This is a genomic window from Dyella sp. EPa41 (assembly GCF_016586165.1).
In the GTDB taxonomy this organism is placed as follows: Bacteria; Pseudomonadota; Gammaproteobacteria; order Xanthomonadales; family Rhodanobacteraceae; genus Dyella.
This window is the reverse complement of sequence record NZ_BCPR01000095.1, coordinates 1-15,043: the sequence shown is the minus strand read 5'-3', so window position 1 is coordinate 15,043 and position 15,043 is coordinate 1. Positions and strand designations below refer to the sequence as shown.

Here is a 15,043-nt window from a genome sequence, read left to right as displayed (position 1 = left end):
GACCAAGGCACAGCTTGCCACCGACGCTGGCGCCATGCCGTCCAACAGCCCGATGCGCAACATGACCCTCGTGCTCAAGCGCAGCGCCGAGAAGCAGGGACGTTTTGATGCTTACGTGAAGCAGCTGAACAATCCGTCGTCGCCATACTTCCACAAGTGGCTCAATGCCAAGCAGATCGGCGCCATGTTTGGCCCCGCGCAGTCGGACATCGACCAGGTGACGAACTGGCTGACCTCGCAGGGCCTGAAGGTGGACCGCGTGCTTCCCTCGGGCATGATGATCCGCTTCTCCGGCACGTCGGCGAACGTGGGGCGGGCATTCCACACGCAGATCCACAGCTACAAGCTCAACGGCGAGACGCATTTCGCCAACACCACCGAGCAGCAGATTCCGCAAGCGCTCGCCTCGGTGGTGCTCGGCGTCGCCTCGCTCGACAACTTCTTCCCTCATCCGCAGTACCGCAACGTCGGTGTCGTCAACAAGGACAAGCGCACGGGCCAGTGGAAGCGGGTGTCGACCAGCCCCGATTTCACCGTGCCACCGGGCACGATCGACACGAATGCCGCGTATGACGTGGTGCCGGCTGACTTCAATACCATCTACAACGTAACGCCGCTGTGGAACCAGGCCTCACCTGTCCGCGGTGCGGGCCAGACCGTGGCCGTGCTCGAGCGCACGGATGTACAGCCTTCGGATATCGCCACCTTCCGCCAGGCCTTCCTGCCAGCGAATGCCAAGGGTGTCGTCAGCTTCGTCAATCCAGTGACTGGCGCGGGTGACACCAGTTGTGCGGACCCTGGCATCAATGGCGACGAAGGCGAAGCCGCGCTGGACGCAGAGTGGGCCGGCGCAGCCGCGCCCGATGCGAACGTGATGTTCGCATCGTGCGATGACAGCAACAGCCCCAACTTTGGTCCTTTCACCGCTGCTGTCAACCTGCTCAACAACTTCGACTTGCCGCCGCCCTCGATCTTCAGCCTGAGCTATGGCGAATGCGAAGTGATGAGCATGACCAATGTGGTGAGCGAAGTCGGCGTGATCTGGGAGCAGGCTGCGGCCGAGGGTGTAACGGTGTTCGTGTCATCCGGCGACGCCGGCTCGGCCGGTTGTGACCAGAACCAAGCCGCGGCCGTGTTCGGAATGAACGTGAATGCCATGGCCTCGACGCCATTCAACGTTGCCGTCGGTGGCACGGACTTCGACGACCTGCACCAGAGCGGCAAGTACTGGACGTCGAGCAATCTTGCCTACGGACAGTCGGCGATCAGCTACATCCCGGAGCAGACCTGGAATACCTCCTGCGCCAGCAGCAAGCTCGATGCCGTGCTGAAGCTCAGCGACGGCGTCGCGGCCTGCAATGATCCGGTCAACGGGCAGAACTTCCTCAACACGGGTGGTGGCAGCGGTGGTCCGAGCACGCTGTGGTTGCAGCCGGCATGGCAGGCAGGCATCTACGGGTCACCTGGCACGCAGATGCGCATGTTGCCGGACGTTTCCTTGTTCGCGGCCAACGGCCTGTACGGCCACGCCCTGGTGTTCTGCATGTCAGATGCAAACGTGGGTGGCACCGCATGTGATTACACCAACCCGGACAATGTGTTTTTCAACAGCGCCGGTGGCACCTCGTTCGCGGCGCCGGCCATGGCGGGCGTGCAGGCGTTGGTCAACGAGGCCACCAACCAGGCTCACGGCAACGTGGCGCCGGCCCTGTACACCCTGGCGACCCACGAATATGGCACCAGCGCGTCGCCCAACACCGCCATGATCAATGCATGCAACTCCTCCAACGGCACGTCCATTGGCGCCAACTGCGTGTTCAATGACGTTACCCAGGGCGACATTGACGAGCCCTGCTACGCCGGTACCACCTCGTGCTATTCGGGCAACGGCAAGAACGCCTATGGCGTGTTGAGCCATGGTGGCGACGTTGTTCTTGCCCCGGCATGGAAGACCTCCGCGGGCTACGACTACGCCACGGGCCTGGGTTCGATCAATGTCACCAACCTGGTCAATGCCATGGCGGCGTATGATCGCCCGCACTTGCGTGGCTATGCCTCGCCGGGTGACTTCCTCAACCCGGTCGGCGCTGGCGTCGACGGCTACAGCGACATTGCCGCGGTGGACCCGGTGAGGGGCATCTTCACCGACATCGCCATGCAAGGCAGCACGACGATCCAGGTACAGACGCAGGCGATCAGTCCGGGCTATACCATCGGTGCCATCGGTGCGTTCTACCAGCACATCGATGATGCCGGGGGCACGTTGCTGCAGGCGCTGCTGCCGGGACTGAACTATGCAAGCCTGGCCTGGACTGGCCCGGACAACGAGCTCTACGTGTGGCTGTCCGACGGCTACGGCGGCAAGGGTAACTATCTTGCCAAGGCAATGAGCTCCATCGACCCGGGCTGGACGCTGGTGGGTACCGGCGATTTCGACGGCGTCGGCAAGGACGAATTGCTGTTCCGCAACAACGCTACCGGCCAGATCGCTTGGTGGCAGTTGGACCTCACCGCCACGTTCCGCCTGGGTGCCATCCAGCGTCATTTCGCGGTGTCCCCGCCGGTGTCGCTCGCGGCCGCAACGGGGTACGTGCCGACCATCGCCGATGTCGATGGTGACGGCTATGCCGACATCGTATGGACCAGCCCCAGCGACAACAGCGTGTACGTTTGGATCAACAACCATGCCGGCGACTTCGTACGCCGTCGCGTGGCCGACCATCCGGCTGGCTTCACACTGTTCGGTGCCGGCGACCTGGGTGGCGATGGCAAGACCGAGCTGATCTGGACCAATCCCACGGCCAGCCAGATGAGCTGGTGGGTGATGAATGGCTTCACCGTGGTGGACCAGGAGGTCCGCAGCGTGACCCCGGGCTACACCATGGCCAGCCTCGGTGACTACGACGGCGACGGCCTCGCCGACATCCTGTGGGTGGGCCAGGCGGGGGACGTGTACGAATGGCAGGGTCGCGGCAACGGCTTCCAGTCGCTGCGCGTCACCGATTCCAACGGCAATCCACTGGTCATCCCCGCGGGCTCAAAGGTGCAGGCCTTGCGCTTGCAAGGCGCGGCCACCGCTGGCTACGATCTGCCACAGTCGCCCTGATCAAACCTGGGTTGCGGCATCGGAGAGGCCGGATTATCTTCCGGCCTCTCTTTTTTTGCCCAAAACAGACGAATACTGGCGGCGCGAAGCCGAACCGCGCCAAGCTCCGAAGCGATACCGCCGGAGTGGCATCGGGCGTAGCCTGATCTGCGCGCTTCATGACAGCGAGGAGCCTGATGAGCCATAGTGACAACCTAGCGATCGTCGGACAGCTTGCGCCGTGCGAGCTCAGCATTGTTACGACTCTGTATCGCTCAGCGCCCTATCTCGAACGCTTTCTCGACGCTTGCACGCGCGCCGCCACGACGATGGGCGTCGCCGGTTACGAAATCGTTTGCGTCGATGACGGTTCGCCCGACGACTCGGTCGAACTCCTCAGGACGCTGCGTGCACGCCATCCGCAGGTGCGTATCATCGAGCTCAGTCGGAACTTCGGCCACCACCAGGCAATGATCGCCGGCATGCAACAGGCCGCGGGTGATTTCATCTATATCACCGATTGCGACCTGGAGGTTGACCCCAGCTTTCTTATCGAGCTGTGGGAAAAAAGGATTCAACAGCAGGCGGATGTGGTCTTCGGCTACCAGGAGATCCGCAAGGGTGGAACCGTCGAGCGTACGGGTGGCGGCCTGTTCTGGCGTGTATTCAATGCGCTCAGCGATACGCGGGTACAGGAAGACATGGTGACCGAACGGCTGATGTCTCGCTGTTACGTCGATGCGCTGCTCTCGCTGGGTGATCGCAATATCTTCCTGGGAGGCATGATGGCATGGGCCGGCTATAGTCAGATCGGTGTCCCCGTCCTCAAGTCTCAGCGCAAGGGCGTATCGACGTACACGTTTGCCAAGCGTCTTAGGCTGCTTGCGCATGCCGTCACATCGTTTTCGGCCAAGCCGCTCTACGCCAGCCTTTGGGTGGGTGCGGTGGCACTGGCCTGCTCAGCGGCGCACGCGATCTACATTGTCGCCAACAAGCTGCTGCACCCTGCCAGTACACTTGCCGGCTTTCCGTCGATCGTCGCCATACTGACGGCCATGTTTGGCGTAATCATGTTGAGCCTTGGCATCATCGGCATCTACGTTGCGCGTATCTTCGTGCAAACGCAGGGGCGCCCCATCTACATCATCAAGAATATCGAATGAGTCAGGGCACGCTATGACCATTGAGCAGGATCGTGACGCTTACGTCCCGGGCTTCGCCTACTACGACGACAACATCCTCCTGCTGAAGGCAACGCTCGAGCAGATCATACGTCGCACGCGGCGTATGGAAACCATAAGACTGCTCAGCCTTGGCGTTGGCCATCGCTACGTCGTCAGAGGCTTGCTCGATACGCTGGGCAATCGCCTGGCCAAGTACGTCATTGTCGAGGGTTCCCCTGAGATCATCGAGCTGTTCAACCAGGAACTGGCGCCGCCTCCCAATGTGGAGCTGGTTCACTCGTACTTCGAGAACTTCGATACTGACGAGCGTTTCGACGTCATTGAGATGGGTTTCGTCCTGGAACACGTCGATGACCCTGGCGCCATACTGAGTCGCTTCCGTCGGTTTCTTGCGCCGGGCGGCCGGATCATGATCGCCGTCCCCAATGCCTTTTCGATGCATCGCCTGATCGGCCACCAGGCCGGCCTGATGAAGGATCTCCATTCGCTCAGCGATGCCGACCTCGCCTTGGGCCACCGCCGATATTTCGATCCTGTGCAGTTGGAGGCACTGATTGCCAAGCATGGCCTGGAGGTCGTTGATCGCGCCGGTCTCATGTTCAAGCCATTCACCACGGGGCAGCTCGCGACGCTGAATCTCGATACGCGAATCAGGGACGCCATGAACGAGATAGGCTTCGGCCTTCCAGATATCTGCAACGGCATCTTTGTCGAAGCGCGCCCATGCCGTTGACGGTTCTCGCTGTCGCCGGCGGTGGCTTCCAGGGAGAATCCCTGGCGGAGACCATCCGTGCGGTGCCGCAAGCACGAGTGATAGTGTTGGACAGCATCGCCGACAATCCTGGTCGCCTTTTTGCCGATCGCTACCTCGTCGCGCCGCCAATAGCACAGAAGGAACGCTTTGCGGACTTCATGGAGGAGGTCATCCGCGAAGAATGCGTCGATCTGGTGCTGCCTTGCTCGAACATCGTTCTCAAGCCGCTGGCTTCGTTGCGCGACCGTATCGAAGCGACCGGTGCGCGGCTGGGTGTATGCGACGAAAACCTGCTGGATATCCTGCTGGACAAGCAGCGTTGCTATGAGGAAATGCTGGCGGTCGGCATACCGGTCCAACGTCCGACGACGCTGTCGTTGGCGTCAGTCCTTCCACTCTGTGGCAAGCCGCGTGACGGGTGGGGAGGGCGCGACATGGTCGTGGTCCGCTCACGCGAGGAGCTGTTGGCGCTCGACGTCGAGCGTTACGCACGCACGCATTGCTGGGTCCCGTACCTGGAAAATTTCAGTGAGTTTTCAGTCGACCTCGCCATTGATTTCAACGCAGAGGTATCCCCTCTCACGCTCCGCCAGCGCATAAGGACGTCAGGCGGATTTGCCGTCATCAGCGATTCGACAAGCGACGCGCACGTGGGTGTCATCGCAAACCAAGTCGCGCATTGGATAGCTCAACATGGCGGACGCGGACTGTTCAACCTGCAGGTTCTCCGCGTCGACGACGGCACGTTGTATGTTTCTGACATCAACCCGCGACATGGCACCTCGAGTTGCCATGCGCGGGCGGAGGGAAACAATCTCGTGGCATTTCTGGCGGGTCTGAAGGCAACCACTTCGCGTGTTCCTGTCCGCACCATTCGATCCCTGCAACAGAAGAGCATGCCCGTGCCCGGGAGAAGGCATTGGCAAGGCGTGGTGTTCGACCTTGATGACACGCTGATCGATCACAAGCGCTGGATGATGGACAAGATGCGGGCCGCCGCGCCCTCGCTTTCCCATCTGGTTTCGCCAGATGTCCTGCTGGGCGAGACTTATGCCATCGTCGAGGAAGGGCATCATGATCGGCTGATCGATATCCTCGCCGGTCGGTTGTCTCTGAACGAAGACCACGGCCAATTGCTCGAGGCCTATCGCTCGGGGGCGCCTGAAAAGGCGTGGATCTTCCCAGAGGTCGCCGACGTCCTGCGTACGCTTCGTGATGCAGGCCTACGCCTCGGCCTGCTAACCGACAATCCGCCTGCATCCCAGCGCGCAAAGTTGAAAACACTCGTGGAGTTGCATGGGATGTTCGACGCCGTCGTGTTCACCCGTGAATACGGGGCTGAGAAGCCGGACGCAATGGGCTTCCGCACGATTGCCAATGGCCTCCAGCTGGCGCCGGAGGCGCTGCTCATGGTTGGTGACAATGTCGCGCGCGATGCCGTCGGTGCCATCAACGCGGGTTTCAATGCATGTCTTCTGCTGTGCCGACCGGGTGGGCGACATCAGGTCAACGAGGGCCTGCTTCGCCAATATCACCCTGCTATATGGGAACGCGTCTGGACGGCAGCGGATTTGCGCGTCCTGTCCGCGGTCTGCGGTACTCCTCTCAATTCGTGACCCAGCAGCCCATGCGCGCAGCCATTGTCCAGTCCAGTTACATACCATGGAAAGGTTACTTCGACCTGATCCACGCGGTGGATACATTCATCTTTTTCGATGATGTGCAGTTCACGACGCGCGATTGGCGCACGCGCAACCGGATCAAGGCGGCCAACGGTCCGCAATGGCTCACCATCCCGGTGGGCAACCGCACGGACCAGCTGATCCATGAGGTGGAGATCAAGGAAGCCTCATGGCAGCGCAAGCACTGGGCGAGCATTCGCCACAACTATGGCAAGGCGCCTTTCTTCAAGGACTATGAAGCGTTCTTTGCGGGGGTCTATCTTGAACACAAGTGGCCCTCGTTGTCGGAGTTCAACCAGTACCTTGTTCGCCATATAGCGACGGAATTCCTTGGCATCACGACGGAATTTCGGGACTCGCGGGAGTTCCAGGCGACCGGCAAGCGGCAGGATCGGCTCATCAGCCTCCTTCAGCTCGCGGGCGCTTCGCACTACGTATCCGGGCCGTCAGCCCGAAGCTATATCGACCCCAAACAGTTCGAGGCGGCCGACATCGAGCTGAGTTATCACGACTATCCGGAATATCCGGCGTATCCGCAGCTGTACCCACCCTTCGAACCCGCCGTTTCCATCCTGGATCTCCTATTCAATACCGGCCCCCAGGCCAGGCATTTCATCTGGGGCTGGCGTGGGTAACGTCATGGCCTATCTCTGTATTGCGTTGACCATCCTCTTTACTGTCTACGGACAACTTGTCCTCAAATGGCAGGCTGGCCTGCTCATGGCCACGCATTCCCCTGGCGCAGGCCAGCTCCAGTACATTATGCGCATGCTGATGAATCCCTGGGTGCTCAGTGGGCTTGCAGCGGCTTTCCTCGCTTCATTGTGCTGGATGACAGCCGTCTCGCGACTCCAGTTGAGCAAGGCGTACCCGTTCATGGCTCTGAACTTCGTCCTCGTCGGGATCGCGGCGGTGCCGCTGTTCGGAGAGCTTTTCACTTGGCCGAAGGCGTTGGGTCTTGTCCTGATCGTCCTTGGCATCGTCATTTCCAGCCAGGGATAGCACGTGATTCCCTTCAACAAGCCTTACATGACGGGCGACGAGCTTCGATTTATCGCAGAAGCCCATGCCAACAAGCAGCTATCCGGCGACGGCCTGTTCACGAAGCGTTGCCACGAGTGGCTAGAGCAGCGCATTGGTTGCAAGAAGGCCTTGTTGACCCACTCGTGTACGGGCGCTCTGGAGATGGCTGCGCTGCTGCTTGACCTGCAGCCCGGCGATGAAGTGATCATGCCGTCTTTCACGTTCGTGTCCACATCCAATGCCTTCGTCCTTCGGGGTGCAGTTCCTGTTTTTGTGGACATTCGGACAGATACGCTGAACATCGATGAGGCGCTGATCGAGGCAGCCATCACGCCGCGCACCAAAGCCATCTGCGTAGTGCACTACGCGGGCGTTGGCTGCGAGATGGATGTCATCATGGACATCGCCGAACGACATGGCCTATGGGTCGTCGAAGATGCCGCCCAGGCGATCCTTTCAGAGTACAAGGGTCGGCCTCTGGGCAGCATCGGCCACCTCGCCGCGCTGAGCTTTCACGAGACGAAGAACATCATCTGCGGTGAAGGCGGCGCCCTTCTTATCAATGATCCCCGCTTCATCGAGCGGGCTGAGATCATTCGAGAAAAAGGCACAAACCGCAGCCGCTTCTTCCGGGGACAGGTGGACAAGTACACCTGGGTCGATGTCGGGTCGTCCTATCTTCCGAGCGAAATCCTTGCAGCGTTCCTTTACGCGCAACTACAGATGGCCGACTCCATCACGGAGAGGCGAATTGCACTTTGGGAGCGCTACCAGTCACGGTTTGAGGCCATGCCCATGGAAGATATGGTCCTACCGAGGGTCCCGAGTTCATGTACGCACAACGCACACATCTACTATTTCCTGCTTCCTGACCTTGAGCGCCGAACCCGGTTCATCGCCTCTATGAAGGAGCGTGGCATACAGGCTGTGTTTCATTATTTGTCACTGCATACGTCGCCCGCCGGGAAGCAGTATGGACGATCAAGCGGCGAGCTTCCGGTGACCGAGTCGATCAGTGACCGACTCGTGCGCATGCCTCTCTGGTTGGGCATAGAGGAGCATCTTGAATATGTCATGGAAAGCGCGGGACACATACTGAGGTCGGGCTACTGATCTTGCTCCAGGGCGCCAGCACGCGATCAAGGAGTGGCGGCTCGGTCGAATACCAACCACTGTCCAACTGCAGCGACCTGATGGTAGTGAGCCGACGCAAGATAAGGCGCGGCGGCGACACGAGCTGAGCTGGCGGTGATGACGGTATCCGGCTGTTCCCGCTGCAGTACGTCGGCAAAATCCTGGGCAAAGTCACCAGCTCCCGCGATGAATCTCGCCGCACGTTCGCGCCGGTTGAACTCATCTTGATCTTTGAAGAGGGCATTTCTCATGAAGTCGGCGCGTGTCACCACCTGCGTATGGTCTGCCGAAAGCAGGGCCATGTCCTGGGCCAACGATATAGGCGCCAACATCGCCCCGGGCCTTGCGAACCTCAGGCAAGCGCTAGCATCCGCCGCATAGGCATCAAGCGTCAGGCCGGGTGGCGCGATGCGGACACCGTTGCCGGTGCGCGTGACGGACGTTGGCATTACAGCCACCGCAGCGCCGAGGACCAGCAGCGCCAGCCAAGGCAGGAGCCGGCCAGCCTTTGAATCGGGCTCGACGCGGTCAACACCGTATCCAATGGCCATGCCCAACATGAGAGGTATCGGGAGCAGGTAGAACAGACGCCAGTAGACATTTTCCGTAGTGACAAACCTCATGATGCCTGGTGCCGACCACGGGTTTAGATACAGCGCTATGGTGATGGCTGTCCAGAGCAATAGAAATGCGTGTCGGCGGGTTCGCCACGTGTATAGGCAAACACCCACTGCCAATGCGAACGCTACGGATGTGGGCGGCAAACTCATTCCGCCGGTAACCAGCTCGATCTGTCCCATGAACGTATTGGGGAAGCCCGAGTTGAGTTCCGATCCGAAACCCGTGCGTTCCAATGCATAGCGGCGATAGTCGAGGGCGAACGCGACAACGGGCAGCAGAGCCAGACCATAGGCGATGCCCATGGCCTTGACGCGATGATGTGACTCCGTGCACCACCACGATACAAACAGTGGCACGGCGAGCAAGGGAAGCATCACCAGTGCAGTAGTCGTCACGCCGACAATGGCCAATACCACCACCAGCAAGGCGATCCAGCGGGGTGCACTAGGCGCCTTGAAGAAAAGCAGCGAGATCGCGACAAACGCCTGGATGCCGGTGAAGATAAATACGCACTTGGACTGATAGAGGCGTATCAGTGTGAAATTGCCAAGGCTGCGATGGCTTTCACCCGTGAGCAAGACCAGGGGAACCAGCAGCGCGGCACAGATGGCCGCTGTACGCGTCGGCTGGCCAAGCAACTTCAAGTTAAGAATGATGAACAAGACGCCGAGGACGGCAGCAGCACAGGGGGCAAGTACATAGTAGATCGTCAGGAAATCCGTTCCGGTCGCATGGGCGATTACGGCCTGGAGGAATTCGTACGAAGTTGGGTAATACGTCGCCGCGGCTTTGGGAAGGGACAATACCGGATTGTGCGTCAACTCGGGGATCAAGCCGTCCATCCGCGTTTGCGGGTGCGCCAGCAGGTAAAGCACTTTCGGAAGATAGATCACGTCGTCCGCATCGGGACGATGAAGACAAGTGGCGGCCAGTGCTCCGAGCATGCACGCCACCACTCCCCAGACCAGTACCTTTTTGTCCGCGACTCGCACCAACGAGTGAAGGCTATGTTGGCGGGTGACGGCGAACGCGAGTGTACCCATCGCGAGCACGAGCATCAGGCCGGTCTGCAGTAACGCTGCCGTATGAAAGGACAGGTCGCCATAGACGGCAACGCGAATTACCAGCGTGGCCGCAGCCAGCGGAGACAGCAGCAGCGTCAAAGCCAACGCAACAAGCTCAACATAATCGTTGGAATGCGGGACCTGCTCCTCGAGCGCGGCATCGCGCCTGGACAAACTGCCCGTAGGGTTCAGCCAATGCCGTTTGCGTGCTGAGCCATTGAAGCTGATGCGGGAGGCTATCGAGAAGCTCCTTGGTCGCATCTGACGCGTGGTGTTGACGGTTTCTTGCGATGTGATTCCTGCGTCATTGACCGCAACACCCTTAGTCGTGTGCTCCATTCTCTCTATCACTGATTGCCTACCTAGTGGGCCGTTACGGGCCCATTCTCCAACTCCCAACAAAATAGCCGGGGAGTGTCGTTGCATATCTTGGTACCCGTCCGCGTGGCGCCTCGGCCGGCAGCGGATGACGCGGTGGTGGTCACGTGCAATTGGCCGACTTGACTCGGGAGCGGTTTGAACCACAGCAGACTGGAGGTGCCATCGCCGTTGAAGTCACCGGGAACATCTACGCTTCCGGGAATCGGCGCAGCAACCTGCAGGGCCGGTAGGGTGCAGAAAGACACGACCGGCGAGCCGGTCGTCGGAGGGGAGCTCGTCAAAGCAGGCATCGGCTCCCGCCCGTCTACAGTCAGCGCAACCGATGGACCCAATAGGTACGACAAAACGATGCCGCTCGTGCGGCCGTATGGACCATGCATGTCTCCCCCTGTGGAGAACTTCGAAACAGTGTCCCTTCTGACGGGAAATAGGGAGCCACTGACAGTAATTGCTTCTCCCGGCAACACACAAGCGAGACTTCGCTGCTGCCCGGCCCGATGTTGCACCAACTCGACGCATTGTCCATGATGGTGCAATGAACGACAGGGCCGACCGTAGCTGGGCGGAGCCGCTGGCCACGGGGGTGGCGCTGGCGGATGCAGGGCTGCGCCTGTGCTGGATCAACCCCGCGTTGGCCGAATTGCTCGACATCGGGCCGCGCAGCGCGGTGGGGCAGTCGTTGGGGGTGTTGTTGCACCAGCCCGAATGGATGGCGCTGGCCAAGCGCGCACTGCGTGAACCCTCGCCCTTGCAGTTGCGCGGCATCGATGTGCCTTCGGTGCGCGGGGATGCCGGGCGCATGGATGTGTCGATGCAGGGCCTGCCCAGCGGCGAACTGCTGCTGGAAGTGCATCCGCTCGCGCCGCGGGCCAACACCGGTACGCCGCTGTCGGCCACCCTGCGCGGCTTTGCCCATGAAGTGAAGAACCCACTCGCCGGCCTGCGCGGCGCGGCGCAGCTGTTGCAGCGACGCGTCGAAGACGAGCAACTGCGTTCGCTGGCGGGCCTGGTGATCGCCGAGGCCGATCGCCTCGCCACGCTGGCCAATCGCCTGCTGCGCCATGACGGGGCGGCGGCGCGGCCGGAGCCGGTGAACATCCACGAGCAACTGGAGCGATTGGGTGAGCTGATGCGCGCCGAGCCTTCGGCGCCGGTGATACGCCACGACTACGATCCCAGCCTGCCCGACATCCAGGGGCAGGCGGACCGCATGCTGCAGTTGCTGCTGAATCTCGCGCGCAATGCGCTGGAAGCGGGAGCGCACACGCTGGTGCTGCGTACGCGCGCCGAGCCGGCCGCGCGCCTGGGCGATCGCGTGGCGCGCATGGCGCTGCGCGTCGACGTGATCGACGACGGTCCGGGCGTACCGGCTGCGCTGCGCGACACCTTGTTCGAGCCGTTGGTATCCGGCCGCAGCGACGGCAGCGGGCTGGGCCTGGCGCTGGCCCGCGAAATCGCCCGCGAGCATGGCGGCGAACTGCGTTACACGAGCCGTCCGGGGGAGACGGTGTTTTCCCTCTACCTGCCGATGGGGCATGCCCATGACTGAGCCACGTCCCGACATCTGGATCGCCGATGACGATCGCGGCGTCCGCTTCGTGCTTGCCGAAGCTTTGCGTGACGCCGGCCTGCCGGTGCGCGAGTTCGGCAGCGGCGAGGAAGTCCGCGAGGCCCTGCGCGATGCCCGCCCCTCGCTGGTGCTCACCGACGTGCGCATGCCGGGCGAAGGTGGGCTTGCCTTGCTGTCGGCGCTGAAGGCACAGGGCATCGGACCGGTGATCGTGATGAGCGCCTACACCGACGTGGCCACTACCGCCGCGGCTTATCGCGCCGGTGCGGTGGACTACCTCGCCAAGCCATTCGATCTGGACCAGGCAGTGGCCGCGGTGCAGCGCGCGCTGACCGATGCCCCGATCGCGCAGGCCCCCGCGCCGGCGTCCACCGCCACCCACGCGCTGCTCGGCGAAAGCCCGGCGATGCGCGAAGTGTTCCGCCTGATCGGACGCGTGGCCGCGAGCGACCTGAATGTGCTCATCACCGGTGAAACCGGTACCGGCAAGGAGCTGGTCGCGCGGGCATTGCATGATGAAAGCGCGCGCCGGGACAAGCCGTTCGTCGCGCTCAACACGGCAGCCATCCCCAGCGAACTGCTGGAGAGCGAGCTGTTCGGCCATGAAGCGGGTGCGTTCACCGGCGCCACGCGTCGCCATGCCGGACGCTTCGAACAGGCCGAGGGCGGCACCCTGTTCCTCGACGAGATCGGCGACATGCCGCTGGCGCTGCAGACGCGGCTACTGCGCGTGCTTGCTGGCGGCGAGTTCTATCGCGTGGGCGGACGGGAGCTGATCCGCTGCAACGTGCGCATCATCGCGGCCACGCACCAGGACCTGGACACGCGCGTGGCAAGCGGACACTTCCGCGCGGACCTCAAGCACCGCCTCGACGTCGTGCGCATCGAACTGCCGCCATTGCGCGAGCGCCGCACGGACGTGCCGCTGCTCGCCCAGCACTTCCTCGCCGCGGCCGCGCGGGAACTGAAGCTGCCGCCAAAGCGTTTTTCGCGCGCGGCGCTCAAGGCCATCGCCCAGCGCGATTTCCCTGGCAACGTGCGTGAATTGGAAAACCTGTGCCGGCGCCTCGCGGTGATCGCGCCGGGCGTGGAGATCCTGCCCGCCGATCTCGGCACCACCACGGCGGCGGCGACCGCCAACGGCTGGACCGAAGGGCTGCGGGAATGGGCCGTGCAGGCGCTTGCCGATGGCGAAGTGGACATCCATACCCGAGCGCGCGAAGCGCTGGACCACACGTTGCTGCAGGTGGCGCTGGAAACGCACGAAGGCCACCGCCAGCATGCGGCCGCCGCACTGGGCGTGGGCCGCAACACGCTTACCCGCAAGCTGGGCGCGTCGCGTACGCGGCGGCCCTCCAAACCCTGAGCCGAAACGACATGACCATCACCACCCGCCTCGCCGTTCGCACCGACGTTTCATCCATCGCCGAGTGGAACGTCGCCATGGCGTGGGAAACCGAACACAAGGCGCTGGACCCGGCCGTGCTCGAACGCGGCGTCACCGCGGTATTCGACGAACCGCGTCGCGGCTTCTACCTGATGGCCGAACGCGAAGGCGCGCCGGTGGGCTGCCTGCTCGTGACCTACGAGTGGAGCGACTGGCGCGCCGGCGACTTCTGGTGGATCCAGAGCGTCTACGTGGTGGAGTCGGCGCGCCGCGAAGGCGTGTTCCGCCGACTGTACGAAGCAGTGCAGCAGCGCGCCGTGGAGGCCGGTGCCGTGGGCATTCGCCTTTACGTGGAAACGGAGAACGAGCGCGCGCAGCGCACGTATGCGGGCCTGGGCATGGAGCGCTGCCATTACTTCATGTACGAGACCGAATTCGCCCATTGACGCCCCCTGTAGGAGCGCACCCAGTGCGCGACAGCCTTTCGCGGCGGTCTGCATGCTCATCGTTTCGATGGATGAAGATTGTTGATGTTTCGGTTGCATTCTTCCTTGTCGCGACCGGGCTCGCCTGCGGCGGGCTTCCGTCCTCCTGCCGGAGGCCGGGTTACTTTTCTTTGCTTGCTCAAAGAAAAGTAACCAAAAGAAAGAGCCCCCCGCGTGGCGCTGGCCGGGCCTGCGGCCCAGCCAGTGCGTGAGGGGCGGCCGGGCTTTTCGACCGGGCTCCTGCCCGGACGAAAAGTGCCCGACATCCGTGTCGGGCACCCCTGCGGGGCCTGCTCGTCCACCCCTCACCGCCCCACAGGGGTTAGTTGAAGGCTCGTGCCGCGGAGCGGCACATCGCGTCGCGATGCCATGGCTGCGGTTCGTTGTGGGAGCGCACCCTGTGCGCGACCGCGGACTGACAGGGTTGCCTCGATTCGCGGTGGTCGCGACTGGAAGGCAAAGGAACATCGCCACGCTGCGGTCGCGCACTGGGTGCGCTCCTACAGAGGTAGGAAGGAACTTCGCGAGCACCCACCCCTCACCCCAGCCCTCTCCCCAAAGGGGAGAGGGAGAAAGGGTGGGGCACCCCATGGGCTTCATCACGGCTCAGCGAAGTGGCTTTAAGTCCTCTTCGCTTCGACGCGTTGCGGTATAGCCGCTCCGTTCGAGCTAG

The 15,043-nt window shown here is 62.1% G+C and carries 11 protein-coding genes; 10 read left to right on the top strand and 1 reads right to left on the bottom strand.

The genetic code is table 11. From position 1 onward, the window contains the following. The 7 genes from JMF82_RS19925 to rffA all read left to right on the top strand — a co-directional run. Positions 1-3,106: protease pro-enzyme activation domain-containing protein (locus JMF82_RS19925; protein ID WP_201316272.1), on the top strand; the 3,106-nt coding region annotated here is incomplete at its 5' end. A gap of 176 nt (positions 3,107-3,282) precedes the next feature. Then, a complete protein-coding gene (locus tag JMF82_RS19920; RefSeq protein ID WP_201316271.1) occupies positions 3,283-4,248 on the top strand; it encodes a glycosyltransferase family 2 protein in 966 nt (321 codons plus the stop codon). Positions 4,249-4,261: 13 nt separating this feature from the next. Beyond that, positions 4,262-5,002 carry a class I SAM-dependent methyltransferase gene (locus tag JMF82_RS19915; protein WP_201316270.1) on the top strand — a complete coding sequence of 247 codons (741 nt, stop codon included), beginning with the start codon at positions 4,262-4,264 and terminating at the stop codon, positions 5,000-5,002. After that, positions 4,993-6,639: an HAD-IA family hydrolase gene (locus JMF82_RS19910; RefSeq protein WP_201316269.1), complete on the top strand. Its 1,647-nt coding sequence runs from the start codon at positions 4,993-4,995 to the stop codon at positions 6,637-6,639. Before JMF82_RS19915 ends, JMF82_RS19910 begins: the two co-directional genes overlap by 10 nt. An 11-nt stretch (positions 6,640-6,650) precedes the next feature. Beyond that, positions 6,651-7,340 carry a WbqC family protein gene (locus JMF82_RS19905; protein ID WP_201316268.1) on the top strand — a complete coding sequence of 230 codons (690 nt, stop codon included), beginning with the start codon at positions 6,651-6,653 and terminating at the stop codon, positions 7,338-7,340. Between the two features lie 4 nt (positions 7,341-7,344). Beyond that, on the top strand, positions 7,345-7,707 hold the full coding sequence (locus JMF82_RS19900) for an EamA family transporter (RefSeq protein ID WP_201316267.1): 363 nt from the start codon (positions 7,345-7,347) through the stop codon (positions 7,705-7,707). Positions 7,708-7,710: 3 nt separating this feature from the next. Next, complete coding sequence (gene rffA / locus JMF82_RS19895; RefSeq protein WP_201316266.1) at positions 7,711-8,841, top strand: dTDP-4-amino-4,6-dideoxygalactose transaminase; 1,131 nt, start codon at positions 7,711-7,713, stop codon at positions 8,839-8,841. A 26-nt stretch (positions 8,842-8,867) separates the two neighbouring features. Here the strand turns inward: rffA and JMF82_RS19890 are convergent, their stop codons facing one another. Then, positions 8,868-10,886: a hypothetical protein gene (locus JMF82_RS19890; RefSeq protein WP_201316265.1), complete on the bottom strand. Its 2,019-nt coding sequence runs from the start codon at positions 10,884-10,886 to the stop codon at positions 8,868-8,870. Positions 10,887-11,463: 577 nt separating this feature from the next. On the opposite strand from JMF82_RS19890, the gene JMF82_RS19885 reads away from it, so the two are divergent. Genes JMF82_RS19885 through JMF82_RS19875 form a run of 3 tightly spaced genes read left to right on the top strand, consistent with a single transcriptional unit; the run spans position 11,464 to position 14,331 of the window. Further along, positions 11,464-12,477 carry an ATP-binding protein gene (locus tag JMF82_RS19885; protein WP_201316264.1) on the top strand — a complete coding sequence of 338 codons (1,014 nt, stop codon included), beginning with the start codon at positions 11,464-11,466 and terminating at the stop codon, positions 12,475-12,477. Continuing rightward, a complete protein-coding gene (gene ntrC, locus JMF82_RS19880; protein ID WP_201316263.1) occupies positions 12,470-13,864 on the top strand; it encodes a nitrogen regulation protein NR(I) in 1,395 nt (464 codons plus the stop codon). The genes JMF82_RS19885 and ntrC overlap by 8 nt, the downstream gene beginning before the upstream one ends. 11 nt (positions 13,865-13,875) lie before the next feature. Beyond that, positions 13,876-14,331: a GNAT family N-acetyltransferase gene (locus tag JMF82_RS19875; protein WP_201316262.1), complete on the top strand. Its 456-nt coding sequence runs from the start codon at positions 13,876-13,878 to the stop codon at positions 14,329-14,331. The last annotated feature ends 712 nt before the right edge of the window (positions 14,332-15,043 follow it).

What these genes read in the sequence shown, in the direction of transcription:
- JMF82_RS19920 (WP_201316271.1), top strand. Translation starts at nt 3,283, where the DNA reads ATGAGCCATAGTGACAACCTAGCGATCGTCGGACAGCTTGCGCCGTGC.
- JMF82_RS19900 (WP_201316267.1), top strand. Translation starts at nt 7,345, where the DNA reads ATGGCCTATCTCTGTATTGCGTTGACCATCCTCTTTACTGTCTACGGA.
- JMF82_RS19875 (WP_201316262.1), top strand. Translation starts at nt 13,876, where the DNA reads ATGACCATCACCACCCGCCTCGCCGTTCGCACCGACGTTTCATCCATC.
- ntrC (WP_201316263.1), top strand. Translation starts at nt 12,470, where the DNA reads ATGACTGAGCCACGTCCCGACATCTGGATCGCCGATGACGATCGCGGC.
- JMF82_RS19910 (WP_201316269.1), top strand. Translation starts at nt 4,993, where the DNA reads ATGCCGTTGACGGTTCTCGCTGTCGCCGGCGGTGGCTTCCAGGGAGAA.
- JMF82_RS19915 (WP_201316270.1), top strand. Translation starts at nt 4,262, where the DNA reads ATGACCATTGAGCAGGATCGTGACGCTTACGTCCCGGGCTTCGCCTAC.
- JMF82_RS19905 (WP_201316268.1), top strand. Translation starts at nt 6,651, where the DNA reads ATGCGCGCAGCCATTGTCCAGTCCAGTTACATACCATGGAAAGGTTAC.
- JMF82_RS19885 (WP_201316264.1), top strand. Translation starts at nt 11,464, where the DNA reads ATGAACGACAGGGCCGACCGTAGCTGGGCGGAGCCGCTGGCCACGGGG.
- JMF82_RS19890 (WP_201316265.1), bottom strand. Translation starts at nt 10,886, where the DNA reads ATGGAGCACACGACTAAGGGTGTTGCGGTCAATGACGCAGGAATCACA.